The organism is Psychrobium sp. MM17-31, assembly GCF_022347785.1.
Lineage (GTDB): Bacteria > Pseudomonadota > Gammaproteobacteria > Enterobacterales > Psychrobiaceae > Psychrobium.
The window spans coordinates 334,979-359,838 of record NZ_JAKRGA010000004.1 but is presented as its reverse complement, the minus strand read 5'-3'; the positions used below and the strand labels follow the sequence as shown (position 1 = coordinate 359,838).

Below are 24,860 nucleotides of genomic sequence, written 5' to 3'. Positions count from 1 at the left end.
CACTCAAACTCCGCTTTAGTAAAAACTTACTTCATCGATATCGAAATCAAACGCTGATTTTTGTAAGCCAAATGCGACAATACTCAAGCTATTGATGGTCTTTTTGTTGAGCGTCGTTTGCGCAGACCACGCGCGTTTCATGCTATCAAACGGAATTTCAATGGTATGAAAATTGCCATCAGCCTTAACCACAATTGGCGCTGCGTGATAATCAAAATTGGTCACCTCGGTGCTATTGGCAGATAAAGAGAAATTACCTTTGTTAACTTTCACCGTTAAACGCACACCGCTGAAATTACTAGCATCATAACCTTTGCCCATTTCAGCCAAGGGTAACACCATGCTCGACCAACCCGGTTGGCCACGTGGTGGTGCAATATCACCCGCAAGATGAATTACACCATCTTTTATTTCATAGTTAGATTTAGTACCGCCACCAGCAGCCGCATCACTAATAAATAGACGATCACTACCAACACTTGTTTGTTGTTGATTATCGAAATTATCAATGAGTAAAGATTGTTCCTGCGGCATAGGTTTAGCAATAACTGCTACCGATAGCGACATCGACAATAGGGCGAATAGTGTTTTTAATTGAGTCATCTTAGTGCTCCTTGTAAATGAATATAAAGAATGTTGCTTTCTGGCTTACAAGTGCCACTGCGATGAAAAAAGGTGACAAAATTTTTTTAGGTTTCTGCTCTCACAAAAAAATTAAAAAAAGTTGTCACCTTTTCAACGTAGATAGGCACATACTATAAAGAGTCCAAAAAATTATTACTTATGAGTCTATTTAAACGCTTACAATTTGCCGCCGATACTCCCGATGCCAGTTTAGTCACCCATTCCTTGGGCGGTAATCGCGATGCCTTTTGCGAAATAGTCACTCGCTATCAAACCCTGCTCTGCTCACTAGCTTATTCTTCTGTAGGGGATTTAAAACACAGCGAAGACATTGCCCAAGAAGCCTTTGTTGAAGCATGGAAAAAACTCGATACTCTTCACGATCCAGAAAAGCTTAAAGCTTGGTTGTGTGGCATTTTGCGATTTAAAGTTAGCCGCTATTTTCGCAGCGAAAAACATCAAGCGACCAACAAAGCGGCGGAACTTGATGAAGAAGCAACTAATGACACCATAGGTCCAGAGCTGGAACAAGACGCCATCGACGAGCAACAACAAGCAATCTTATGGCAAACTCTCGATGCTATTGATGCAACCTACCGTGAACCATTGATTTTGTTTTACCGCGAACAACAAAGTGTCAAACAAGTTGCTGAACAACTAGAATTATCACCAGAAACCGCAAAACAACGCCTGTCACGCGGCCGAAAACTACTCACTCAAGCGGTAACGGAGTTGGTAGAAAAAGGCCTCAGAGACAGCAAACCAAATCCAGCCTTTACCCTAGGCGTTATGAGCGCTGTCAGCCAGATTTCTCCGCCGAGCAAACTTCTGGCCGCAGGCGCAGCCAAAGGTGGCCTACTATTGAACTTAACAACAGCACTGGCATTTTTAGCGTCATTCTCAGGACTTATCAGTTCGTTCTTTGGCTTACGTGCAAGCCTCGATCAATCGCGTACTGAACGAGAACGTAAACTCGCCATCAAAAGTGCCGCCTTATTCATTGGTTTTGCCATCATCTTTGTGGGCGGCGTGCTAGCGCTAAAATATATTACCCTGGCTAGTCCCGCTAATGCCGACATTTACACCGCGCTATCGCAGCTCATTGTCATCGGCTTTATTGCAAGCTATCTAATATTAGTCCCGCGTATGTTTAACGCCGTGCGGACTCTGCGGATGCAAGAGCGTATCTTTCATCCCGAAGCCTTTAAACATGCATCAGATAAAGACGCGAACCAGCGTGAGTACAAATCGCGACTAACTTTATTGGGTGTGCCACTTATTCATTTTCAACTGGGCGCGCTAGAAGCCAATGACAAACCAGCATTTGGCTGGATTGCAGGCGGCAACTACGCTCATGGTTTACTATTCGCGTGGGGAGGCGTGGCCGTAGCGCCTATTAGCGTTGGTATTATTTCCTATGGCATTGTCACTATTGGCGGCGTTGGTATCGGACTGGTGAGTTTAAGCGCTGCTGCTATTGGTGTGATCGCATTTGGCGCTAGCGCCATTGGTTACAAAGCCTACGCGTCGTTATCTGCGATGGGTTGGGAAAGTGCCTTTAGCAATGGTTTTTCCATTGCTAATGACGCAGCCATTGGCCACATCGCTTATGGCGAACAAGTTAATAACGAGTTAGCAAGTCAAATCATTAACCTCAACTCGCTCAATATTAGCCTGCCATGGTTGCTCGCTAGCATTAGCGCTTTAGTGATTATTCCGTCGGTTTGGTATGCCAGAAAAGTGAGAAAACACCTAAGGGAGTAAGATCTATTGTCTTACTCGTAAATAACTAGCGAAACGTGGTTTGCCAGTTTTTGTTTTCCCTAAATATTGATACGTCACTAAACTGCCAATAGGCGGTGGATTTTCTCGCAACGCGTCACTTAAGCCAGAGCCTAGCTTAAACTCAATACCATCTGCGGTGCGCATCAATAGCGCCCCGACTTTACCGCGATACTTTCCTTTGCCAGCAACATAACCAATGACTTTCGCTTCGGCGTCATAGCGTTTTTTAAGCTTCAACAACTGTTTGCTGCGCTTATGCTGATATAAAGCATCTTGATGATGCAGCATCAATCCTTCGCCACCTAATGCCACCACCTTGTCGAGCCATAACATCAATGCATCGCGGCTGACCATTTTTTTATGAGGAATTAACTTAATATGGGGAGACGAAGAATTATTAGAGGAAAGGAGTAATGTAGATAACTCCCGATAACGCTGACCAAAAGGTTTGGTAGATAATGGCAAATCAAATACTTGAAAGGATACTTTTCGCCACTGTTTATCAATAGGCGCTTTACGACGGGCAATGGCGGAGACTTCATCGAAAGCATTGCGCGTAATCCACAATTCACCGTCAAGGGTCACATTGGGAAAGTCGCTGGTAAACCACTGCGGCGCATTAATCACATGCCCGCCGCGGCTTATCAGTTTATTACCATCCCAACGCGCTCTCACGCCATCGAGCTTTTCACTAACCAAATAGTCGCTAAGTTCGATATCTTGATGATAGCGACTTGCTAGTTGAATCGCAGGCCGCTGAGGTTCATTGGCAAGTACAAATTGAGCATCACAATATATGGCGCTTAATCCAAATAGAATCCCCCAAGTAAGTATTTTGAAAAGCTGCAATAACCAACCTTTCATTGCGGTAATCTCTAGCTAGCCATCACGTATAAAAAAGCGAAAAAGCCGCCGAATAATACGGTGCCGATTAAGGTAAAATTGCTAGCTCTTTTGATTGGGTGAGGGATTTTAAAAAGGCGAACTCTGTATCAGACTCTACGATTTGTTCGAATGCCGAAGGTTGTTTTTGCTTTGCTGCCACATTCTCTTTTTTCATAATATCTTCCTTGGTGATCCGATAAATCCTTATTAATACTAGTCAAAAAATAGGCCATATCAAAACGATATGGCCATTCTTTAATGCATTAAATGAGCGATCGATTAGAATCGAGTCAGTGAAATTGGATGCTGATAGGTATTTCCCTGCGCATCAATAACCGACTCATCTTTACCGCCAACGTAACCCTTATATTTTGAGTTAGTGCCTTTAACACGCAACACATCTTTCTTTCTAAAGGCATCTTTGTTTGACGAGGCTAAGATCTCAGCATCAATACTACAATTTTGACCTGAACAGCTGATCTCACCTGTCACAGGTAAATAAAGATCTGCAATTTCTAACCAGCCATGACGCAGCTTGTTATCATCACCAATTACAAATCTAAATTCTGATGCACCTTTCACATTCCCCACAGTGACATGACCTTTGTATTTAGCAAATTGCCACGCCTTTGAGTCTTCCTCTACTGCCAGCTGCGCACCATATTGCTCAACGTAGGCACCAGATAACAACAGATATTGCTTCCAAAAGTCGCGAATATTCTCGTTAATCTTAGTCTCTGAGTTAGTGTAATTAATGCCGTAGATCTGGAAGTTAGCGTAATTTAAAAACATAGGGTAACGCTTGGCAACGCTCTGAGCCGCTTTCATTGGGTCGAAATTAGTCAGATTAAACAACTCGCTATTTTCGATCATGTCTGAAAACACAATAACGCGACTAAACACATCATCGACATCAAGACGCTTGGCATCATAATAAATAGCTTCAACTAACTTCTTACGTGGAAAATCAGCCTTGCTATATGAGGGTGCCATTTCGTGACGTGTTTTTTGTAGTGGATGAGCCAACGCACGCATAAATTGCTTTTTAAAGAACTTCTTATCTTCTTTTAGCGTATCGTCAATGCCACCCATAAAAATAGAGCCCATGCCTTCGTTAGCGCGTGCTTTTTTGTATTGCTCTGCGGTATACGACGGATGACAGGTTTCCCAAATTAGCTCTACGGTCGAGCCACCATTGTTAATATTAACAAACTGAATTTTTTCACCGGGGCGATATTCAACTTTGTTAACAATGTCTTTGTACCAGTTAGGATCTTTAGAGGCGATAATGTTTTGATCCAAATAGATAACAGTTTGGCGATCGCCTGGATTTGTTTGACAATACTTATCGAGATTTGTCGTTTTTAACAAGGTATTGGCTGATGCTAACGCCGGAAATAACGCAGCAGCAATGATCATTTTCTTAAACATTTTAAATAACCTCTAAAGCAAGTGTTCTGCGAATAAATTCAGCGTCTACTGAAATGTTGAGTTTTTTGTAATCGTCAACCGATAACGCATCTGGACCAACAGTAGTTTGCTGTAATCCGTTGCTATTAAATTCGGTAACTAGCATTGCATGGTGTTTTTCCAACATATTATTGATGGAATGGGTAGCTTGAGAAATCAAACTCGTTTCTTTGGACGCTAAACGCTCTAACTCAGTATTAAGCTCTTTAATGTCTTGCTGATGCGAGTTTAACGAATTAGTTAATCGCTTAAGCTTATCTTCAAACTCATTGCCAATACGCTCTACTTCTTCTTGTAAACCAGTATCAGCCTTGTGGAATTTTCCTTTGGCTTTTTCGTAGTCTTTAAGCGCTTCTTGATAGTCAGGGCGCGGATCGTGAATAAAGTACGAAATTGCCATACCGACAATCCACACTAATAAATTCAGTAATACAAACTGTGTTAAAACACCGGCAATAGACTCAGTTTCTTCTTCTTGCCCCGGTAGCGTAACACCACCAGCATCAAGGGTGTTGGCCAGTAAAATATCGTAACGCGTGTAAGTCACAAGCACGAGCGCAAACACCAGCAATAATGAAAACACACATTGCTTAATAATAACTTGGCGCTTTTCGGCTTTCGTGCGGTGATTCGCAAATAATGCCAGGCGCTGCTTGAGTAACCCACCGTGAAAATGTGATGCTGTAGCAATCGACAGTGCCACAATAATTGTCGCGCCAAATGCAATACCCGGTGGATATTTAAAACTAAAGGTTGAGTAGTTAACAAACCACTCAATACAGCCAATAAATAAAATTGCGATAATGTACAACCACATGCGACTAGCCACAGGCGGCTTACCACCGAGTTCGGCGCGCATGTCTTCATAACGACGTTTAGTTCCTTCGAAATTCGCTTTTAAATCTGAATAGTTATTGTCGCGAATATAGGTGTCTGTAGCCTTCGCCTTAGCGTCTTCCATTTCTTCAATAAGTTGACGCTTTTTAATGTCTAGCTCGGAGTTCGATTGCTTGGCAATCATTCCCTTAGCCTGTAAAACAACATCATTACGCTTGTTAGCCCAACGTCCGATACGCTCCTTGATGCTGCCGATAGCGGCTTCTTCAATACGGTGGGTGCGATAATTTTTGTCCGTGTGTAAAACGCCCGACGTTTTAGCTTCTTCAACATCTTCTTGAACCAACTGAGCGATATGAGTCTTATCGTGATGCTTAGTTGCTTCGTCAACAGGCGACTCATTAATGAGTTTTTCTATTGAACGCTTTAAGTCTTCCATAAGGGTCCTTTTTAATTTTTATTTAATGATGTATCCACTGGGAATGGTAAATCCCTTGCGCTTATCTTGAATAAGACGCAGCACAGGGCGAATTTGGCGTTTAATGCTGAAACTACGTTTAGAGTGTCCCATCTCCATTAACTTTCGTTGGTCGTTAATATTCAGCAGTTTCTTTTCTTGCGCTATTGAGCCTGATAATAAGGCTTGGTGTAGCTCAGATAGTTTATTGATTTCCGGCGAAAAGGTCGCAATATGAGACACCTTATTAAGATCTAATTCCGCTTCACGGTTCACCACTCGCACATCGTAAATATTTAACAACTTACGACGACATTGCTCGTTACTCGGACACTTAATTTGCCTCAAATACGATTCAATTAACGCGCGACTATCCGACGAAATCACTTCCACACGGCGATTAATTTGCTTGCCACGACGAGTCTTATTCGATGCCTTTGGCATGTGCTCGCCAGCGGGAATCACTTTGAGTTTCTTCGAAGAAATACCACCGGCAATCAAGGTATCTACAACCGCCTGAGCGCGTCTTGTGCTCAAACTATAATTGTAATTTTCACTGCCATCTGAATCTGTGTGTCCCACGACATACAAATATTTACCAAACGCCTGCGAATCATAAACGCGAGCAAAACTGCGCAAGGCTCCAACATCTTGGCGGTTAATCACAGATTTATTGTGATCAAAGAGCAGCGCGTTCTTAAAATCGGCAACATAAATAGGATTGTTGAGCCCAAAGGTGTATCGCGTCATTTTCACTTTATCTTTAGTGAGAGACATCGCCTGATTAACGTGGCTGGATTTAACTTTATTTTTGCTGACTGCCAGCTTAACGGATTTATTTTCAAGTAATTGCGTTTGATTAAGCTCTTGCTTTTCAAAAGCGAAAGGATCGCGTTGCGCGACTTGCGTTGGCGCATTAACAGACTGCGATTGATTTGATTCAGTTGGCTGGTTTGCATTACTTCTATCGCGGGTTGAGCTACAAGCGCCAAGCAATGCAATAGCGATAAGAACAGACGTAAGCTTAATAAAGCGAACTTCCATATTAAAACAGCCCCCTCAAAATATTGACTATCACTATGAAATAAAAGGATATCCATAGCACTTTATAAGAGAGCTAATTTACCTTATTAGCCTGTTTAACATCAACATGTGTTTGAAATTTTAGTGGCATTAGGTCTGCGCATATTTCGCAACAGCAGTTACAACAAAAACTCAGCGATAATCTTTGAAATCTCCAAGATCTTAGTTTGGCCAGAAAACTCAAATTTAACCGCGCCTACTTCAGAAAAATACACCTCTAATTCACTGTCGAGATCAAAAGTACCAGCAGTTTCTACCGAATAAGCAACAATGTTCTTGTAGGGTAATGACGTAAAGTCTTTCTTACTGCCCGTGAGCCCTTGAACGTTCACCGCTATGATACGTTTATTAGTGAACACCACGCCATCGCGCATCGATTTATACGCATCGACAATTTGCTCACCGTCTAGCAATAGTTCGCTAACCTTTTCAGCATATTCTGGGTTGCTTTTTAATTTGAAAAATCCCTTGTTGTTAAAGTCTATCATTTTAATCCTTTGATTTAATTGTGAAATGACACCCTACCTAAAAAACGGTTGCAAAACAAAATTACAAGCGTAATACTTATAAACTACAATTGTAATCAATCCTCTTAACCACTGACATTAACTGTAGAGAAACATCCGGATGACAGAAATCAGTAAAACAGAATTCGAGGTACTCGAAGCCATATGGCAAGAGCACCCCGCAAGCGCCCAACAGATCATTGAGCGTTTAAATGAGCAAAAACCTTGGCATGAAAAAACCGTTAAAACGCTACTCAATCGCATGGTCAAGAAAGAAGCTATCAGCTTTGAAAAAGTCCAGCGCAGTTATTTTTATTCACCGCTATTTGCCCGCGAAGAATACACCTACAAAGAAAGTAAAAGCCTGCTAGAGCGCATGTTTAGCGGCCGTTTGAGTCCGTTAGTTTCTCACTTTGTGAAAAGCGATGAGTTGTCGAAAGACGACATCGATGAACTCAAAGCCCTCATTAATCAATGGGAGAAAGACAATGGCTAGTTGGATCTTATCGCAGCAGTGGCTATTTAGTCTGATAGTTATTTTGTTATTGCTCAACGAGCGACACACCAGTAAATATCTCGGTGGCAGAATGAGCTACACGCTGTGGTTAATGATCCCAACAGTCTTGTTTATCAACAGCATTTCCCAACATATTTCCGTAGGCAACAGCAGTGAGATTAGCCGTTATATTGTCACCTTAAACAATCAAGGCGCCCATGTTGGCGAGTTAGTATCTTGGCAGGTGGTGTGGCTAAGTGGTGCTCTGGTTGTGGCAGCTATCAGTATTTATTCGACAGTAACAAATCGCTTTCAACGCGGTTTAGTCGAATTTGATCGCAATACACTTTCAGTAACATTGCCCAAGTCTCTTAGTGTCTATGGCAGCAGCGAAGTTTCAGGCCCAATGCTAGTAGGTATATTTGCGCCTAAATTAGTATTGCCCCACAACTTCCATCAGCTATACAGCGCGCAGCAACAACAGCTAATTTTACAGCACGAACTTTGTCACTTTCACCGCAAAGACAATTTAGTCAATGCGGTTGCAGTGACTGGCTTGAGCATGTTTTGGTTTAACCCGCTGGCATGGCTAGGTTATCGCGCGTTTCGCAAGAGCCAAGAAATCGCCTGTGACGCCAGCGTTTTGCAGCGTAAATCGACTAACGATCGCTTGGAATACTCCAAGGCACTGGTTAACTGCGCGCAAAGTGCCCATCACAAACTTTGTATAGATTCTCACTACACCCAAAGGAATATTATGTTTAAACGAATTGATATGTTGAAAAATCACAACAGCGTGAGTAAAAAAGCGCAACTCACGGTCGCGCTACTCGCTGCCACATTTACCGCTGGTATTACCGTGGCTAAGCCGCCACTACCAGCCAATGACAGCAAAATTATCGCGCCTGAAATTCGTATTGAGCCTCGTTATCCTATTAAAGCGGCTGAAGAAGGCATTGTCGGCTCAGTGGTTTTAAAATACGACATTATGCCTGCGGGCAACGTGATGAATGTGTCGGTGGTCAAAGCCGTTCCAGCAGGCATATTTAACAAAGAAAGTCGCCGCGCCCTAAAACAATGGAAATACAAGCCAAGCGTTACTGGCGCAGAAGACGTTTATGTCCAGCTCAACTTTATGTTAGATGACAGTACCGAGAAGCCGATAAATCTCATGGATGGCATCGAGAAAATTAACGTCGATTAAAAATTTGATAACCTGAGCTTGGGTTAAGAGACGATATCAGATACGACAACATCAATAAGTTATTTATATATTCTTTCTGATTAGTCATTTTCTTCGATAGCAAGGCAAATCTGCGCGTCAATAGCTAGCCTATTGCAAGCAGATTTAACACAGATAGCGGTGAAAAGGGCTTTCAGAAAGGCGTTTGTTATCCCGAGTTCAGGTTATAACAGCTCGTTATTACGACGAGCTTAGTTATTTTGAGGCATAACCTCTGCTACACTAATTGCTTATCACGATCAGCAGTTACCCGCCATGCAACAGCCTCTCAAACAAGCTAAAACCATCGACCAAGTGTTTAATAGCGCATATTGGCATCTCAATCAGCAAGATTTCACCATCGAGGAAATCCGCAAAAAGCTCAACAGAAAAACCACCAATCAAGCGTGGATCGACGAGGTGATGAATCACCTAATCGACAATAAATATCTCAAAACAAATCTAGAGTTTGCCGTCAGGTTTTGTGAATCAGCCTTTAGCAACGGTATTGGCAAAGGCGCCATTGGTCAAAAGCTCACTAAACGGGGAATTAGCACCACAGATATAGAAACCGCCATCGAACGGGTTATTGAACAAGACAGCGTCGATTTCCAGCAAATGGCCATCGAACGACTGCAAATGCGCTATGACAATTTTGACGGCATCAGTAAAGAAAAACTCTATTCACAAATGGCCAGTCGCGGCTTTAGCCATGCTCAAACAGAACGCGCGATTGCCGCTCACCCAGCTAAAGACAGCTTGCGCACTAAACTGGCCATCAAAGCAGATAAAGCTGATTTAAGCCAAGAAATTATCAAGCTCTATCGCAAAGGCAAAGGCCGGACATTGATTTTAAACGAGCTCAAACAACGGCTTATCGATGTCTCTGATTTTGAAGATATTGTCTATCAATTAGAAATGGCTGACGACATCGACTTTTATCACAGCTGCCAACAACAACTCGCCAAAAAACGCTACGATTTATCAGACTTTAAAGAAAAATCGAAAGCCTATGCCTATCTATCGCGCAAGGGATTTACCAGCGACGAAATTAAAGAAGCTATGACCCCAGCCGCCGATTGACATAAATTTTTACTGCGTCTTACAAATTCTGACAAATCACTTACAGAGTTCAAACTGAATCACACATCGATGCTGCCTACAATGTCGTCACTTTAATCAATAGACAAGGAAGCATCATGAGAAACACACTTTGTATTTCACTCGCACTATTGCTCTGCGCCTGTGGTGGCAGCGGCAGCAACAAACAACAACCCATCAAAACCAATGCATACGTTTCAGCGCAGCAATATGTTTTAGACAATGGTTTTATTGGCAGCGTGCTAGTCAAAAAAGGCGACACAACCATTTTAAAGAAAGGCTATGGCTACGCCGATAAAGCCGCTAAACGCACCAATGACGTTGATACCAAATATCGCATTGCATCACTTACTAAGGCATTTACCGCTTTGGCCGTTGTGCAGCTAAAACAGCAAGATTTAATCGATAGTTTCGACGATCCAGTGGCAACTTACTTAACCGACTATCCCAACAAGCAAATCACCATTCGTCAGCTGTTAACGCACAGAAGTGGCATTCCCGACTATCTAAGTTTGGTAAACAAAAACAAACACTATCAACAATCGGAACTTATCAATTTATTTAAAAATAAATCACTAGAATTTACCCCAGGCAGTCAATTCCAATACTCCAATTCAAATTACTTTTTATTGGGGCAGTTAATCGAGCGTATCTCAAACACCAGCTATTTCGACTTTCTCAATGCGCATATTCTAATGCCGCTCGGCATGGAAAATACTGAAATGGGTAGTAGTGTAATTAGCGGTAACAACTACGCACTGGGTTACAAAACATCATCGCAATCGTCTCGCGCCGATAGCATTAACATGTCGGTGCCTTATGCTGCAGGTGCGCTATCGAGTAATCTCAGCGATTACGAAGCATGGGGCGAAGCAGTTATGTCACATACGCTGCTATCAGATAGTGACATTGCAGAAGTTTACCCACAGCAAGGTTACGGTTTTGGCTGGATAGTGACAGAAACTAAAGGCATGAAGACCTACACTCACTCTGGCGGTATCGACGGCTTTAGTACCATCATCGTATTAGTGCCAGAAGTCGACGGCATGGTTGTCGCCTTTAGTAATGTTGGCAACGCTGGTTTATTGGTAAACAAAATTGCCGAAACCATCGCTGAAAATGAGTTTTAAATCTCATAAACATAACAAAGCCAGTGTCGATGACGACACTGGCTTTTAAAGCTAAATTTAGGCTGTAAGGGTTAACTCAACTGCCCGACAATTTTTTCTAACCGGCGCAATTTTGTTTCTTCTTTCTTAGCGTCGTTAATCGCTATCGCAAATTCCTTTTTAGCGGTATAGCTCAGTGCATCCCACTTGCTTAATCCGCTAGCCGTCTGCGCTAAACGCTCTGCCAGCACTTTCGGAATTTCAACCTCGCGCGGCGCATCATCAAAGGTCAAGGTAATTTCTATCTCGGCATCAAGATCAACGCCGGACGCTTCAACATGACTCTTGCGAAACGGAATAAACACCTTACCTTTCATCGACGAAATCGTACTGCGATATTCATAACCCTTAAGTTGAACCACGACAGGCGCACGGACTTTACCAAATACTGCTTTGGGATCAAAAGGTACGGGAATCGCCGTTAAGTTACCTTCTTTGATAATTTTACAATGATAAGTTTGCTGATTAGCCATCAGATTATTCTCGCTACTTCACAATTAACCTCTACTAAGGCCAATATTACCGCAACAAAAGTTAGTTCGTCAGCAAGATATACAACAAGCCCTATTATCTCACTGGAAAAATCAACTGTTACGATATAACATTTCACAAATAAAAATAACACAGAGACAATAGCACCGTGAATAATCTAGCCGAATCAATACCAACGCGAATTCCAAGCATTAGTGACGAACCGAGTGTATTAGCAGATATCTATCAAGCGTCTGTCAATATATCTGTTTGGCAAAGGGACTTATCCGAAGAACTAAATCATGAAATACATGATTTCATTACTAATCATCCCAAGGCTTCCGCTTCTTTGGCCATGACACCAGACAACGCCATTGAGGTGCTTAGTAAGGATTTCGAGACTAAAAATATGGGGGCAGAATTACACCAAGACATTGCCCAGCTAGTCGATATGTTTTGCTGCCTATTCGAACAAAAACGTGCGGGGGTTAGATTAACTGTACTCGATCGCGCTATGTGCCCGCGTTTTCACGTCGATCGCATTCCGTGCCGATTAGTTACTACCTATAACGGCATTGCCACTCAATGGCTTAACCACGACGATGTTAATCGCGACAAACTCGGGGCCAAAAGCCAAGGCTTGCCAGATGAGGATTCAGGATTAATCAGCGCCGATACAACCATTAATCAGCTCACGACTGGCGATGTTGCGCTGCTAAAAGGTGAATATTGGAGTGAGGAAGAAGGATTTGGGCTAGTCCATCGTTCGCCAGCAGTTGCTGCTGGTGAAAAGAGACTGCTACTTACTATTGATTTTATCGATGATTAAACCGCAATAATGATACGCTATCGGTTTGCGATAGCGTATTTCTGCCCATATCACGTCAACTATTCACAGTTATGCCTGCGCAATTCCTGCAAACAAAACCACTGTTAGAATCGTGCATATCGTCAATAATAACACCGATAACCAGCGCCACTTTCCTTGCCCCAGCCACGAAACACGCCAATAGTTTTTTGCCGCTACAGTTTCACCACGCGGTGCACGCAGTTGACGCATGCCATACAAATAGGTTCCAGCGACAGCCAAGCCACTAAGAATAATGCCAAACACAAAGTAAATCAGCTTTGTCGTTAATCCGCCGAAGGTTCCAAAATGCAACGGATCGGCAGCTTCTGAAATTCTTACATGCGCCCCCTGCTCACTGGCATAACGCACTGAAAGCAAGTCACCCGAAATAGGATCAAAGACCAAATTATTAGCCCGTTCACGTACCAATACCGTATCATCGTACCCTTGAATCACAATACCTTGATTGGCACGAGTTGGCAGACGAATACTGGTTATGTCCAGCTCAGGCCGTGTCTCTTTTGCTTTCGCGATGACTCGCCCAATAATGTCTGCTTGCGGCTGCACAGCAATGGTTTGCGCTTGCTCAGAGACTGGCTTAGCATCTTTGGGGAATTGAGCGCGCAGTCCCCAAATTTCCAAGAGATACCATACGCCAGTAACGCAAATGATAAGTAGCAGCCACAAACTCCACAACCCCATAACTCGATGAATATCATGCCAAAACAACTTTGGGTTATGTGTTCGAGGTTTACGGAAGAAATCCCGCCACCAGCGCTTATAAATCAAAATGCCGGAAATGCCCGACATAAAAAGAAACAAGCCAACTAAGCACACAATGGTGATACCGATCTGACTGGGCATCATCAAATGACGATGAGTCATCCGAAAAAAGCGCTGCCAATTATACCAACGGCCGTCACCTTGATACTGGGCTGTCTCCGGATGAAAGAACAAGCGATAACGCTCACCATCAACTCCGCGCATAATGACTTCTGTGGCAAACCAAGGATCTTTAGGGCGTGATACCCAAGCAATAGAGTCTTCAGGCCTCATGCGACTGGCGTTATCGTAAATAGCTTGCCATTGCATCGTATTACTACTGACATCGGCACGCATCGCCGAATTTGTAAGCCAATCGATTTCATTGGACACCACCGCAAATGTTCCGGTGATCAAAATAAAACAAGTCAGCAACGCCAGCTTAATACCTACCCAACTGTGAATTTTAAACCAGAATTGCTTGCTCATCGTAATACGAATAATTATTAGTACCCAAAAGAAGGCACCGACTATACAGCGTTGTTACAACAAATAAAATGCTTTCGCTAATTCAAGATTAAACCATCGACTTATTACGCCTTACACGACTTAGCGAAACCAATGGCATCTTTTAATAATGACCAATTTAATAGGCTCTTTTGATAGTCTCCCGCTTGACCTTTTAACACTATGCCGTAAGCACTCAATCGATAGGCAAGAATGGCGTAAAACGCGTCAACAGCATTCGGCGAATCAAACATAAAGGGCAACTTTGCCCCTTCGAAAATTGACTCGACACGTGCAAGATCACTGCGCATAGCATCAGTTAAATCAGTTATTGGCTCTACATTCTCTAATGTAAAAGGACAGTTAGCGCGCAACGCCATAAAACCAGCATGCATTTCACAGCACAAACTTCTTGCTAATGCTCTTTCATTCAACGCCGCAGGGTAAAGCTTGCCCTGTGACAACTCATCAAAATATTCCACAATCGCTAACGAATCGTGCATTCGCAGCGAACCATTTGACAAAACAGGCACCAGTCCAGCATCTGACACCTTGGCAATTTCATTTTTATAATCAGCGCTCGATAAATCGATAACATTAATCTCTGTTTTAATATCTGCCAACTGAGCACAAATCCACGCCCTCAATGACCAAGTCGAATCCGTACCTACCGTTAAAATCATTTAAAGATCTCCATTTGAAAATTTAATTTACATCACATCATGATTGGCGAGTGAGCACTCTAATTACCTCAACATTAACGAGGGATAAATCTATTAATTTATTGATAAACTAAAATTATCGAACTCAAAATTCTATTGGTGATTGTAATTAAATAACATATTATCAATAGGTTATTTTCTATAAAGAGACCAACGGACGGTGAAATGAAATATTTCCTAGCACTTATCCTTATCGCAGCGGCTTTAGCTTATCAATTAGTTCCAATGAACAAGACGAATGATTCGATAACGCGCCAGCAATCAGCTACTGAAAAAGCGCCAATTCAAGCTACCGATATTCCCATAATTGATACGGCCGAAGCCCAAGCTAGAATTCAAGAACGTTTCGAGAAGAAGGAAATTATTACTGCCATAGAGACGACACAAAATTCCCCTATTGAAGAAAACACTCTCAAACAACAGCCTTTTAAAGAACAACCAATTGACTATGAATGGGCTGATAATTTTACTCATCAAGTTCACGAAATATTTATTAATGACGACTCATTAGCCCAATTTAGTCTCAAGGATATCGAGTGCCGCAGTACTACCTGCCAACTTAAGGTGTACATGAATGATAAGGGGCAAATTGAACAAGCAGTGGCATTTGGTAGAGCACTGAAAAGTGGAACCCTGCGACATCATCCATTTTATTTTATCAGTCAAACTGATACTGACGTGATTATTATCGAACTCGATCGTTACCAGCGTAAATAAGCTCACTTATGAGCTTCACTAGCGCCAACCATTTCAAATAATTCTTCAAAAGTTCGTGCGGAGAGTTTTGCCGAGCAGCATGCACCGATGGCAGAGAAATGTGCTTTTACCAGTTCGATGGCGCTGGAAAGCTCCATCACTTGCTTAGTCGATTGAGGAGTAACTTTGCCATCAGATTGATGGTTTAGATGATGTATTGCACCAGCGGCGTCGATTAAGATGTCTGACGAATGATAGTCAGTGCCACAAAGATCGCGATCACTGTTCCACTGCGCTGCGTCAGCGATGAAAAACAGCTCGTCATCTGCTTCGAATTTGATAATGGCAGGCCAAGTTGTCACTGAGTATTCCTATAATTTAATTTCGCTCAAAATCCGTTGATTTAATGGCATCACAGCTTTGCAACTTTATCATGAGGCATGCTATAAAAGTATTACTTATTCAGGATGGGGAGCTTTGGATGGATTTCAAAAAAATATCAGCTCTTATCATCACACTCGTGATTCTTTCATGCTCTTTTTACAGCATTGGGGCTGATATTGTCATAAGTAAAGCACAGCCTAAAGTTAACATCCTACAGCCTTTAGCAACCCTTAAAACTAATAGCCAACTCGATCCTAACCAGCTGCTCTACTCGAAAGAATTTACGCCAGAATTATTCGCTGAATCCAATCAAGCATCGCGAGCAATCTACTGGCACCGACTCAGCATTCGCTCTGAAATAGCCAGTGAAAACAACACCATCGCGCTGCTGTTCCAATCACATGTTATTGAACAGCTAGACGTTTACCTATACCGCGACGGCGTTTTAGACCGCACAGCCCAACTTGGATTGAAGAATAGACCTGCGCTTACTTCAACTTATCACGGCGTGCTATTCGAATTTGAGCTAGTACCAAACGAGCGTGCAACCTTGCTGATCCGCAAAGAAAGCAAAGGCCCTAAGATCATGCCAATCACGGTAATGAGCCATCAACCGCTAGCAGACTACAAAATAAATATCCTAATGTTTTACGGCGTTATCATCGGCATCTTCATTGCGTTGTCCGGCTATAATGCGATTATTTATGCCCTGCACCGCTCTGCTACTTACAAATGGTACATGCTCTACCAAACTGCAGTTTTTCTAGAATTCTCTGCGTTGTTTGGCTTTGGCTACTTCATCTTCCCTGAGGCTTCTATACGCTGGTTAGCCCAGCATATCAGCATGATAAACATAAACCTGATTTGGTTTGCCTTGCTGTTTAGTTGCTACTTCTTAGAAATGAAAACCTATTCCAAGAAGCTCTACAAATTTATCTCCCGCACACATTGGCTTCTGCCCGCCATCAGCTTATTAGGATTCGTACTCCCCGAATACACCATGATGGCCATTTCCACGCCCTTGTTGTTAGCGGTAGCTATTACCTGTATTTATGTCGGATACAAAGCCTTAATCAAAGGCTATTCGCCAGCATCAATATACCTCTTATCATGGCTTTCAATTGTCATTGGCGGACTGGTCGGCATATCAACCTATGCAGGCTTTTTGCCGCAAAACGTCATTACCATGCACGCGTTTTTAATCGGCTCTCTGTTAGAGCTTTATATCCTATCGATTGCCCTCGCTAAACGGCTTGAATTTAATGAGCTACAGCAAAAGCGTAAAAGCTTTATCGATCCGATTTACAAACTACCTAACAGCAACTTTTATTACCAAGAATTTAAAACTCAGCTAGCAAAAAAAAGCGGACAAGATGCCAGCTTAAAAATGGTTTTAATCAAGCTGGAAGGCGTCGATGAACAAACCACCCTCCTCGGCAGCGTGGTAGTGACAAAATACATTGCCAATTGCCTAAATGAGTTTAATAAAGCACTAACTCAACAGCCATGGAGCTGCGATATTTCGTTAATTCGCAACGAGAGCTACTCAGTTATTTTCATGGGCACCAAGCAGGTTTTAGTCTTAGTTAGAGGCGAGCAAAGCTCAGAAACACAGGTCAACAATGTGATTAACTGTTGGCATAGCGCAACCGCGCAAGTTACCAATCACATCAACATCCAAATCAGAGCCAGTATTCTCGATGTCAGCGACATGAAAGACGATCCCGTCGAACTCTATCGCAGAGCGAGCACCGCCGTCATTGAAGCAAAACGACAAAGCAGCGATTGGGCATTGTTTGATATCAACCTCGATCTACAAGCGAAAGAACGCGTTAACTTACTCAACAAACTTGAGCTAGCTATCGAACGACAAGCACTGGAAATCTACATTCAACCTAAAGTCGACTTATTTACCCAACGAGTCATTGGCGGCGAAACCTTAATGCGCTGGCACGACAAAGAAGACGGCTTTATCAGCCCCGGCGTGTTCATTCCCATTGCCGAGCACAGCGGCCTCATCTTTGAAATTACCAAAATAGCGCTACGCCAAGCCTTTGTGTGGATGAATCAGCACAAGCCAGATATCTCTCTGTCTATCAATTTATCGGTATTCGATCTCCAGCACGATCAATTTATCCCGTTTATTCAGCAACTATGTGAAAGCCACCCAATCAACCGCGCTAACATCATGTTAGAAATCACCGAATCGCAAGATTTAGACAACTCACAAGAGCTATTCGCCGTTATTCGAAAGCTAAAAGAAATGGGCTTTAAAATATCCATCGACGACTTTGGCACTGGCTATTCATCAATGATTTACCTCAGTCAAATCGATCCCGACGAAATAAAAATCGACATGGCATTTGTCAGCGGCATAGACCACAACCCAATTAACCAATCCGTGGTAGAAACCCTGCTAAAACTCGCCAAAACCCTACAATCAGAAACTATTATCGAAGGCATAGAAAACGACGGTGAATTAGAAGTTATTCGAACACTGGGCGGCAAATACGGCCAAGGATATTACTGGTCACCCGCGATAAAAACAGATGAGTTTTATCGGCAGTATTTGCAGTCGGTGGAGAGTGTGGATTAACGAGTAATGAAAGGTTTGCTCATAACCGTTGCCAGTAAAGCCCCGACTGAGTTTCAACATTTATCCCACACAAGAAATAACAAAGGCTCCATCTAGGGAGCCTTCGCCAAGACATCATCTTGGATTCAGAACGTCATTACCGGACACTGCCTCGACCTCAAAGGTTACGTGATGTCATACTTCTACATGTCTGCTACATCAATAGTTAATCATACTCCAATAACTAATAGGGGCAAGGAGAGAATTATGTTCTGTTCAAACTTATCAAAGCTAACATGATTCCAACAATCAATTAAAAGTGATCGCCAGCCTCATATTTTTCAATCAAATGTCTACCTTCTATTTATCATTCTGTAATCCATTTACCGTCTACATTGATAATTCGACATGGATGCTTAGCCTCGTATTTTTCATTGTTTGCTTGGCATGCAATTAATGCACTATCGATTGCGTGTTGCTTTGATGTTCTATTAGATCGCCAATTCCATGCACCAGCAGCAGATTGCGCAAATGCCTTATGATTTGTCGCTTCCCTATATTTAGTTTTATAAGAAGCTAAAGCTTGATTAGAAATGATAGAAAATATCGAGTAACTCTCATTACCAGACGGCTTAACTTCTTGTTGAGCTACAAGTGAAACGTTGGTGTTTTTTACGGGAGTTTGTTGCTGAGTGGTACTACAGCCAGAAGCTGCAACAATAACTAATGCGATAACGCTTAAGCGCATAATTCATCCTTGATATTAATTTAATTCGAAGCTGATATTATAAAATTAACCGGATGATTGATAGTTATAGAGTAAGAAGTTGCCGACAAATCAGTAAGCTGATGTTTTGCTTTAGTCATATTCGATTTCTACTACGCTCGATATAAGCTTATCAAATGTAGTCGAAGCCAACATGATTTCGACAATGAATTAGAAATGATCGTCTGTCAAATCTTTTCACTACACAAAAAAGCCGAATATTTCTATTCGGCTTTTAATTTAAACAACTTTAAGCAAAGGTTTATCGATAAGTTTTAAATTAACTCTGCTTCATTTAGCAATACAGGATTTATGCTTTATCTAAGCACCTGTAAAATCTGAACCATTCACAATCATTTGCAAGCTCCTAATCGTAGAGTTACTTATTCATAAATTAAAGATTACCACATTTTTGGTATTTTTGTAGTTTTCTAAGTATTAATTTTACTGATTTGATAAATTTGCATGTGCTTTTGAAAAATTAGATTTTGTGTCGGACTGATTAACTTGAATAGTAAACTGATCATCGGGTGTAACATTTACCAATTCTAGCTTCACACTTTCGCCAGGCTCTATCGAATATGTTAACTCTTTAAGGTGCTCACTCTCCAATTGTCTTAAACTATCATCTACTTTCTTTGAATCTTGGAAAAAATCTACAAATTCACCACTTGAAAGATTAGAAACAATCTTGCTTAGTTTTTGATTAAAGTTAAGCTTTATTTTATTAGAGCCAAACGTTACATTCATAGCATTAGCTGTACTATTGGTCACATTATAAATCTGTTTTTCCGTAAATCTACTAACATGAAAATTAAACTTCTCATCAATATTTTGCCAATACCATGCAGTAGTTTTATATAAAGCGCCTTTATTAGGTTTTAGTTTTACCTTCAACCTTTTAGAAAATTCACAATCATCCTTAACTAAACGTTTAATAAATTTAAGTTTCTCATTGTCCTTTGGAATAGCTTCTAAAGTATCAGTAATATAAACTTCCGAAATCTCGCCATAGATGTCTTCAAAAGGTACAGGGTCAACTTTTACACTAAAGATAATTTCATCACTTATAAAATCATCTTTTCCATAAATATTCTTCAAATGAGATTCGCTACTTATTGAGAGCTTTACAAACTTATCGCAACTAGAAGACTCCATTAACTCTATATTTCTTTCTGACTCGGTCACAATGCAAGCCAATGAAGAAATTTTCTTCTTTAAATAGCTACTCAACTGTTTGTCTTGTTCAACTATAGGAAAAATATATTTAATTTTTTCAAATAACTTATTATTTTCAGGCTTCTCTTTGGAAATTAAAAACAATAATATTCCTATAGTTGAGAAAAAAATAATATTATCTAGTGACGAAGCTAGATAAGACTCAACCATAGATGACTCTATCGTCAAAGAAAATATCTCAAAACTTCCAGTAGGGTTTTTAACAAATTCATTGGATACATAAAATAAAAGGACAAATATCATTGCATAAATAACTAACGCAATTGTTAAATGCTTAGTTCTCATCGTAAAAGATCCCCTCGTCTTTCATTCTCAAAATCTCTTTTTCAATGCTAATCCAATTGAAAAACCTCATACTATGGCAATTATTACATTCAACATGAAAAACATGATATTGCTGTTTAGGTGAATTAATAATGCTCAAATTAGTAATATGAACTAGATCTTCCTCATTTACACTAATAGAAGGATCTGAGACGCCACACTCCCTACATTGAGTGGAAATACCTTTTTTATTCAAGTATATACTTAGATCATCGAATGAGATCTTTGCATAGTTATCTGTAATATCGGTCATTAATAGCCTTCTCTAATATGTTAAATACACGCTACATTTAATTTTAATGGATGAAACTAATAGTCTATAAGTTACCTTAATGCTATAGCGGAGATATACAGTTAATAAAAAAGCCCAAACATTTCTGCTCGGGCTTTTCGGTATATGATGCTCAATAAGCAGCGATGTTTATTACATCATGCCGCCCATTCCACCCATACCGCCCATTCCACCCATATCAGGCATTGCTGGTGCAGCGGCCTCTACTGGTGCGTCTGTGATCATCGCTTCTGTAGTGATCATTAGGCCAGCTACTGATGCAGCGAATTGTAGTGCGCTACGCGTTACTTTAGCTGGATCTAGGATACCCATTTCTAGCATGTCGCCGTAAGTGCCGTTAGCAGCGTTGTAGCCGAAGCTGCCTTCGCCGTTTTTAACTTCGTTACAAACTACTGATGCTTCGTCACCTGCGTTGTTAACGATTTGACGTAATGGAGCTTCCATTGCGCGAAGTAGTAATGCGATACCGTGGTTTTGCTCTTCGTTGTCGCCAGTTAGACCAGCGATAGTCGCTGCTGCGCGAACTAGAGCAACACCACCACCAGCAACTACGCCTTCTTCAACAGCGGCGCGAGTTGCGTGTAGAGCGTCGTCTACGCGGTCTTTCTTCTCTTTCATTGCAACTTCAGTTGCTGCGCCAACTTTGATTACTGCAACACCGCCAGCTAGTTTAGCCATACGCTCTTGTAGTTTTTCTTTGTCGTAGTCAGAAGTAGACTCTTCAACTTGTGCTTTGATTTGGCTAACGCGTGCGTTGATTGCCGCTTGGTCGCCAACACCGTCGATAACTGTTGTGTTGTCTTTAGTGATAACAACGCGTTTTGCGCTACCTAGATCTTCTAATGTTGCTTTCTCTAGCTCCATACCGATTTCTTCTGAAATCACAGTACCGCCAGTTAGGATAGCTAAATCTTGTAGCATTGCTTTACGACGGTCGCCGAAACCTGGTGCTTTAACAGCAGCAACTTTCACAATGCCGCGCATGTTATTAACTACTAGTGTCGCTAGTGCTTCACCTTCAACGTCTTCAGCAACGATAAGTAGTGGCTTACCAGTTTTCGCGAGACCTTCTAACACTGGCACTAATTCGCGGATGTTAGATACTTTTTTGTCTACTAATAAGATGAATGGGCTTTCTAGCTCAACGCTGCCATTTTCTTGGTTGTTTACAAAGTATGGCGATAGGTAACCGCGGTCGAATTGCATACCTTCAACTACGTCTAGCTCGTCTTCTAGTGATTGACCTTCTTCTACTGTGATAACACCTTCGGTGCCCACTTTAGCCATCGCTGTTGCGATGATTTCGCCAACGCTAGTGTCTGAGTTTGCAGAGATAGTACCTACTTGCTCAATCGCTTTGTTGTCTGAACATTCTTGAGAAAGATCTTTTAGTGCGTCAACAGCAGCTGTCATCGCTTTGTCGATGCCGCGCTTAAGATCCATTGGGTTCATGCCAGCAGCAACGGCTTTCATGCCTTCGTTTACGATAGCTTGTGCTAGTACTGTTGCTGTTGTTGTTCCGTCACCGGCTGCATCGTTTGCTTGTGAAGCTACTTCTTTCACAAGTTGTGCGCCCATGTTTTCGAATTTGTCTTCTAGTTCGATTTCTTTAGCTACTGACACACCGTCTTTAGTGATGGTTGGTGCGCCGAAGCTTTTGTCGATAATTACGTTACGGCCTTTAGGGCCTAAAGTTACTTTTACTGCGTCTGCTAGAACATTAACGCCGCTTAGCATTTTTACGCGTGCGTCTGTTGCAAATTTTACGTCTTTAGCTGCCATGATAATTTCCTTAAATTCCTAATTATTCTTCTACGATTGCTAGGATGTCTGACTCAGACAGAATTAATACTTCTTCGCCGTCGATTTTTTCTTTCTCAGCGCCGTAACCTTCTTTGAAGATTACCGTGTCGCCAACGCTAACTGCTAGCGGACGAACTTCGCCGCTGTCTAGGATGCGACCAGTGCCAACTGCAACTACTTCACCGCGAGTAGACTTTTCTGCAGCACTGCCCATTAGTACGATGCCGCCGCTTGATTTAGATTCAACTTCGATGCGTTTGATGATTACGCGATCATGTAAAGGACGAATAGTCATAGAAAATTTCCTTACTGTGTAATTAGTTCTCGGCGCTTTGCCGTTTGATTTACATTAGAAATGGGGACGAAAAATACAGATCCAAGACCTTGCCCTAAATTTTCATAAATTTAACTAGTGAAAGTTATTTTTGTCGTTACAATTGACTCTTTATTCGCTCGCGCAACGTCATTTTGAAACACGATTTACTTAACGCCCCCACCCGCCAAGTCTTAACCTCGATGAGTATTCCGACGGGTCTCGGCATCTTGAGTATTTTGCTGTTTAACATCACCGATACCTTCTTTATTAGCTTGCTGGGCACCGATGCGTTAACGGCGATTAGTTTCACATTTCCGCTGACCTTTATTATCTCTAGCATCATCATCGGTTTTGGCTCGGGTTTATCGGCGGCGTTGGCAAGGTTGATTGGCAAAGGCGAGACGGACAATCTCAAAAGCTTTGTCATTAGCGCCTTGTTATTGGGACTGGTCACTATAGCCGTGCTAACGACGTTAGGCTTTTGGGGCAGCGATCCGCTGTTTAGATTACTCGGCGCAGAAGAAAAGCTGTTGCCGCTTATTCACGATTACCTCAATGTATGGCTAATTGCCATCGTCTTTTTAGTCGTTCCCATGATGGGCAACAGCGCGCTGCGCGCCACAGGAAATGCCAAATACCCAAGCTACATCATGATGGGCGCGGGTATCGTCAATGTCGTGCTGGACCCTATTTTAATCTTCGGTTTTGGGCCAATCGCGCCTATGGGCATTCAAGGGGCAGCCGTCGCCACATTAATTGCGTGGGCGATGTCGCTGGTAGCCTCGTTAATTATGCTTCATCGCAGCGAACTCATTGGCTGGGTAAATTTAACAATTAGCGGCGTATTAAAAACATGGCGCACCGTGTTACGCGTTGGCCAAGCAGCAGCGATTTCACAGATGATAAATCCGCTGTTTAACGCCATAGTCATGAGTATGTTAGCTAGTATCGATAGCAAAGCAGTAGCTGCTTATGGTGTGGGAATTCGCATCGAGTCGGTAATGCTCATTGGTGTGATAGCACTGGCATCATCACTCATGCCGTTTTTGGCGCAAAACATGGGAGCTGGTCAGGTTGAGCGGGCTAAAAGCGCTTTGCTAGGCAGCGCCAAATTCTCCATTATTAGCCAGTTCGTGCTCTACGTCATCATCGCCCTACTCGCCCGCCCATTAGCTGGCTTATTCAGCGACGATGAAGCCGTTATCGACTACGTGGTTGTGTTCCTCTATCTAGTGCCATTCGCCTACGGCGCACTCGGTATGGTGATTGTGGTTGCCAATGCGTTAAACGCCTACAACCGCCCCGGCGCGTCATTGCTAGTCAACGTCGCCCGCCTGTTCTTACTCATGCTACCAATGGTGTGGCTAGGTAAAGAGTTACTAGGCACCAACGGCGTCTTCGCCGCAATTGCCATAGGTAATATTCTGATGGGTGGCGCTTGTTATATTTTGGCGACAAGGATTACCGAAGGGAAGAGTAGTTAGTTTTTCAACCTTCGAAATCACTATAACTTTATAT

The 24,860-nt window shown here is 42.2% G+C and carries 24 protein-coding genes; 9 read left to right on the top strand and 15 right to left on the bottom strand.

Going from position 1 to position 24,860, the window contains the following annotated elements:
- Positions 1-15 precede the first annotated feature (15 nt).
- Positions 16-603, bottom strand: a complete 588-nt coding sequence (locus tag MHM98_RS14280; RefSeq protein WP_239440032.1) for a CIA30 family protein — start codon at positions 601-603, stop codon at positions 16-18.
- A gap of 180 nt (positions 604-783) precedes the next feature.
- On the opposite strand from MHM98_RS14280, the gene MHM98_RS14275 reads away from it, so the two are divergent.
- Positions 784-2,388, top strand: a complete 1,605-nt coding sequence (locus MHM98_RS14275; protein WP_239440031.1) for a sigma-70 family RNA polymerase sigma factor — start codon at positions 784-786, stop codon at positions 2,386-2,388.
- A gap of 3 nt (positions 2,389-2,391) precedes the next feature.
- Here the strand turns inward: MHM98_RS14275 and MHM98_RS14270 are convergent, their stop codons facing one another.
- From MHM98_RS14270 to MHM98_RS14250, 6 genes are all read right to left on the bottom strand, one after another.
- On the bottom strand, positions 2,392-3,273 hold the full coding sequence (locus MHM98_RS14270) for a DNA ligase (RefSeq protein WP_239440030.1): 882 nt from the start codon (positions 3,271-3,273) through the stop codon (positions 2,392-2,394).
- A gap of 67 nt (positions 3,274-3,340) precedes the next feature.
- Positions 3,341-3,469 carry a hypothetical protein gene (locus MHM98_RS18835; protein WP_275441609.1) on the bottom strand — a complete coding sequence of 43 codons (129 nt, stop codon included), beginning with the start codon at positions 3,467-3,469 and terminating at the stop codon, positions 3,341-3,343.
- Positions 3,470-3,573: 104 nt separating this feature from the next.
- Positions 3,574-4,725 carry a hypothetical protein gene (locus MHM98_RS14265; protein ID WP_239440029.1) on the bottom strand — a complete coding sequence of 384 codons (1,152 nt, stop codon included), beginning with the start codon at positions 4,723-4,725 and terminating at the stop codon, positions 3,574-3,576.
- Between the two features lies 1 nt (position 4,726).
- Positions 4,727-6,040, bottom strand: coding sequence for a hypothetical protein (locus tag MHM98_RS14260; protein ID WP_239440028.1), 1,314 nt, complete (start codon positions 6,038-6,040; stop codon positions 4,727-4,729).
- 18 nt (positions 6,041-6,058) lie between these two features.
- Entirely contained in the window at positions 6,059-7,102 is a 1,044-nt protein-coding gene (locus MHM98_RS14255; protein ID WP_239440027.1) for an OmpA family protein, read from the bottom strand.
- Positions 7,103-7,260: 158 nt separating this feature from the next.
- Entirely contained in the window at positions 7,261-7,629 is a 369-nt protein-coding gene (locus MHM98_RS14250; protein ID WP_239440026.1) for a PH domain-containing protein, read from the bottom strand.
- A 139-nt stretch (positions 7,630-7,768) separates the two neighbouring features.
- On the opposite strand from MHM98_RS14250, the gene MHM98_RS14245 reads away from it, so the two are divergent.
- The 4 genes from MHM98_RS14245 to MHM98_RS14230 all read left to right on the top strand — a co-directional run bounded on the left by MHM98_RS14245 (position 7,769) and on the right by MHM98_RS14230 (position 11,596).
- A complete protein-coding gene (locus tag MHM98_RS14245; RefSeq protein WP_239440025.1) occupies positions 7,769-8,143 on the top strand; it encodes a BlaI/MecI/CopY family transcriptional regulator in 375 nt (124 codons plus the stop codon).
- A complete protein-coding gene (locus MHM98_RS14240) occupies positions 8,136-9,347 on the top strand; it encodes a M56 family metallopeptidase (protein WP_239440024.1) in 1,212 nt (403 codons plus the stop codon). The genes MHM98_RS14245 and MHM98_RS14240 overlap by 8 nt, the downstream gene beginning before the upstream one ends.
- 294 nt (positions 9,348-9,641) lie before the next feature.
- A complete protein-coding gene (locus MHM98_RS14235; RefSeq protein WP_239440023.1) occupies positions 9,642-10,448 on the top strand; it encodes a RecX family transcriptional regulator in 807 nt (268 codons plus the stop codon).
- A 116-nt stretch (positions 10,449-10,564) separates the two neighbouring features.
- Positions 10,565-11,596, top strand: coding sequence for a serine hydrolase domain-containing protein (locus tag MHM98_RS14230; RefSeq protein WP_239440022.1), 1,032 nt, complete (start codon positions 10,565-10,567; stop codon positions 11,594-11,596).
- A 71-nt stretch (positions 11,597-11,667) separates the two neighbouring features.
- Here the strand turns inward: MHM98_RS14230 and MHM98_RS14225 are convergent, their stop codons facing one another.
- Entirely contained in the window at positions 11,668-12,108 is a 441-nt protein-coding gene (locus MHM98_RS14225; protein ID WP_239440021.1) for a YdeI/OmpD-associated family protein, read from the bottom strand.
- A gap of 167 nt (positions 12,109-12,275) precedes the next feature.
- Between MHM98_RS14225 and MHM98_RS14220 the strand changes: the two genes are divergently transcribed.
- Positions 12,276-12,935, top strand: coding sequence for a DUF1826 domain-containing protein (locus tag MHM98_RS14220; RefSeq protein ID WP_239440020.1), 660 nt, complete (start codon positions 12,276-12,278; stop codon positions 12,933-12,935).
- 69 nt (positions 12,936-13,004) lie between these two features.
- On the opposite strand, the gene MHM98_RS14215 is transcribed toward MHM98_RS14220, so the two are convergent.
- Together MHM98_RS14215 and MHM98_RS14210 are read right to left on the bottom strand one after the other, a co-directional pair.
- A complete protein-coding gene (locus MHM98_RS14215; RefSeq protein WP_239440019.1) occupies positions 13,005-14,207 on the bottom strand; it encodes a PepSY-associated TM helix domain-containing protein in 1,203 nt (400 codons plus the stop codon).
- Between the two features lie 104 nt (positions 14,208-14,311).
- Positions 14,312-14,908, bottom strand: coding sequence for a glutathione S-transferase N-terminal domain-containing protein (locus MHM98_RS14210; protein WP_239440018.1), 597 nt, complete (start codon positions 14,906-14,908; stop codon positions 14,312-14,314).
- A gap of 204 nt (positions 14,909-15,112) precedes the next feature.
- On the opposite strand from MHM98_RS14210, the gene MHM98_RS14205 reads away from it, so the two are divergent.
- Positions 15,113-15,664 carry a hypothetical protein gene (locus MHM98_RS14205; protein ID WP_239440017.1) on the top strand — a complete coding sequence of 184 codons (552 nt, stop codon included), beginning with the start codon at positions 15,113-15,115 and terminating at the stop codon, positions 15,662-15,664.
- Between the two features lie 2 nt (positions 15,665-15,666).
- Here the strand turns inward: MHM98_RS14205 and MHM98_RS14200 are convergent, their stop codons facing one another.
- Complete coding sequence (locus MHM98_RS14200) at positions 15,667-16,005, bottom strand: DUF4144 domain-containing protein (protein WP_239440016.1); 339 nt, start codon at positions 16,003-16,005, stop codon at positions 15,667-15,669.
- A gap of 119 nt (positions 16,006-16,124) precedes the next feature.
- Here MHM98_RS14200 and MHM98_RS14195 point away from each other — a divergent pair, with 119 nt between their 5' ends.
- Positions 16,125-18,623, top strand: coding sequence for an EAL domain-containing protein (locus MHM98_RS14195; RefSeq protein ID WP_239440015.1), 2,499 nt, complete (start codon positions 16,125-16,127; stop codon positions 18,621-18,623).
- Positions 18,624-18,969: 346 nt separating this feature from the next.
- Here MHM98_RS14195 and MHM98_RS14190 read toward each other — a convergent pair whose 3' ends face one another.
- From MHM98_RS14190 to MHM98_RS14175, 4 genes are all read right to left on the bottom strand, one after another.
- Positions 18,970-19,350 carry a hypothetical protein gene (locus MHM98_RS14190; RefSeq protein ID WP_239440014.1) on the bottom strand — a complete coding sequence of 127 codons (381 nt, stop codon included), beginning with the start codon at positions 19,348-19,350 and terminating at the stop codon, positions 18,970-18,972.
- A 462-nt stretch (positions 19,351-19,812) separates the two neighbouring features.
- Entirely contained in the window at positions 19,813-20,892 is a 1,080-nt protein-coding gene (locus MHM98_RS14185) for a hypothetical protein (protein WP_239440013.1), read from the bottom strand.
- Between the two features lie 463 nt (positions 20,893-21,355).
- Positions 21,356-23,005, bottom strand: coding sequence for a chaperonin GroEL (gene groL / locus MHM98_RS14180; protein ID WP_239440012.1), 1,650 nt, complete (start codon positions 23,003-23,005; stop codon positions 21,356-21,358).
- A gap of 22 nt (positions 23,006-23,027) precedes the next feature.
- Positions 23,028-23,321, bottom strand: a complete 294-nt coding sequence (locus tag MHM98_RS14175; RefSeq protein WP_239440011.1) for a co-chaperone GroES — start codon at positions 23,319-23,321, stop codon at positions 23,028-23,030.
- Positions 23,322-23,494: 173 nt separating this feature from the next.
- Here MHM98_RS14175 and MHM98_RS14170 point away from each other — a divergent pair, with 173 nt between their 5' ends.
- Positions 23,495-24,826, top strand: a complete 1,332-nt coding sequence (locus tag MHM98_RS14170; protein WP_343229218.1) for an MATE family efflux transporter — start codon at positions 23,495-23,497, stop codon at positions 24,824-24,826.
- The last annotated feature ends 34 nt before the right edge of the window (positions 24,827-24,860 follow it).

Bases quoted from the DNA above. Each gene is read 5' to 3' on its own strand.
- MHM98_RS14280 (WP_239440032.1), bottom strand. From the start codon at position 603: ATGACTCAATTAAAAACACTATTCGCCCTATTGTCGATGTCGCTATCG.
- MHM98_RS14275 (WP_239440031.1), top strand. From the start codon at position 784: ATGAGTCTATTTAAACGCTTACAATTTGCCGCCGATACTCCCGATGCC.
- MHM98_RS14270 (WP_239440030.1), bottom strand. From the start codon at position 3,273: ATGAAAGGTTGGTTATTGCAGCTTTTCAAAATACTTACTTGGGGGATT.
- MHM98_RS18835 (WP_275441609.1), bottom strand. From the start codon at position 3,469: ATGAAAAAAGAGAATGTGGCAGCAAAGCAAAAACAACCTTCGGCATTC.
- MHM98_RS14265 (WP_239440029.1), bottom strand. From the start codon at position 4,725: ATGTTTAAGAAAATGATCATTGCTGCTGCGTTATTTCCGGCGTTAGCA.
- MHM98_RS14260 (WP_239440028.1), bottom strand. From the start codon at position 6,040: ATGGAAGACTTAAAGCGTTCAATAGAAAAACTCATTAATGAGTCGCCT.
- MHM98_RS14255 (WP_239440027.1), bottom strand. From the start codon at position 7,102: ATGGAAGTTCGCTTTATTAAGCTTACGTCTGTTCTTATCGCTATTGCA.
- MHM98_RS14250 (WP_239440026.1), bottom strand. From the start codon at position 7,629: ATGATAGACTTTAACAACAAGGGATTTTTCAAATTAAAAAGCAACCCA.
- MHM98_RS14245 (WP_239440025.1), top strand. From the start codon at position 7,769: ATGACAGAAATCAGTAAAACAGAATTCGAGGTACTCGAAGCCATATGG.
- MHM98_RS14240 (WP_239440024.1), top strand. From the start codon at position 8,136: ATGGCTAGTTGGATCTTATCGCAGCAGTGGCTATTTAGTCTGATAGTT.
- MHM98_RS14235 (WP_239440023.1), top strand. From the start codon at position 9,642: ATGCAACAGCCTCTCAAACAAGCTAAAACCATCGACCAAGTGTTTAAT.
- MHM98_RS14230 (WP_239440022.1), top strand. From the start codon at position 10,565: ATGAGAAACACACTTTGTATTTCACTCGCACTATTGCTCTGCGCCTGT.
- MHM98_RS14225 (WP_239440021.1), bottom strand. From the start codon at position 12,108: ATGGCTAATCAGCAAACTTATCATTGTAAAATTATCAAAGAAGGTAAC.
- MHM98_RS14215 (WP_239440019.1), bottom strand. From the start codon at position 14,207: ATGAGCAAGCAATTCTGGTTTAAAATTCACAGTTGGGTAGGTATTAAG.
- MHM98_RS14210 (WP_239440018.1), bottom strand. From the start codon at position 14,908: ATGATTTTAACGGTAGGTACGGATTCGACTTGGTCATTGAGGGCGTGG.
- MHM98_RS14205 (WP_239440017.1), top strand. From the start codon at position 15,113: ATGAAATATTTCCTAGCACTTATCCTTATCGCAGCGGCTTTAGCTTAT.
- MHM98_RS14195 (WP_239440015.1), top strand. From the start codon at position 16,125: ATGGATTTCAAAAAAATATCAGCTCTTATCATCACACTCGTGATTCTT.
- MHM98_RS14190 (WP_239440014.1), bottom strand. From the start codon at position 19,350: ATGCGCTTAAGCGTTATCGCATTAGTTATTGTTGCAGCTTCTGGCTGT.
- MHM98_RS14185 (WP_239440013.1), bottom strand. From the start codon at position 20,892: ATGAGAACTAAGCATTTAACAATTGCGTTAGTTATTTATGCAATGATA.
- groL (WP_239440012.1), bottom strand. From the start codon at position 23,005: ATGGCAGCTAAAGACGTAAAATTTGCAACAGACGCACGCGTAAAAATG.
- MHM98_RS14175 (WP_239440011.1), bottom strand. From the start codon at position 23,321: ATGACTATTCGTCCTTTACATGATCGCGTAATCATCAAACGCATCGAA.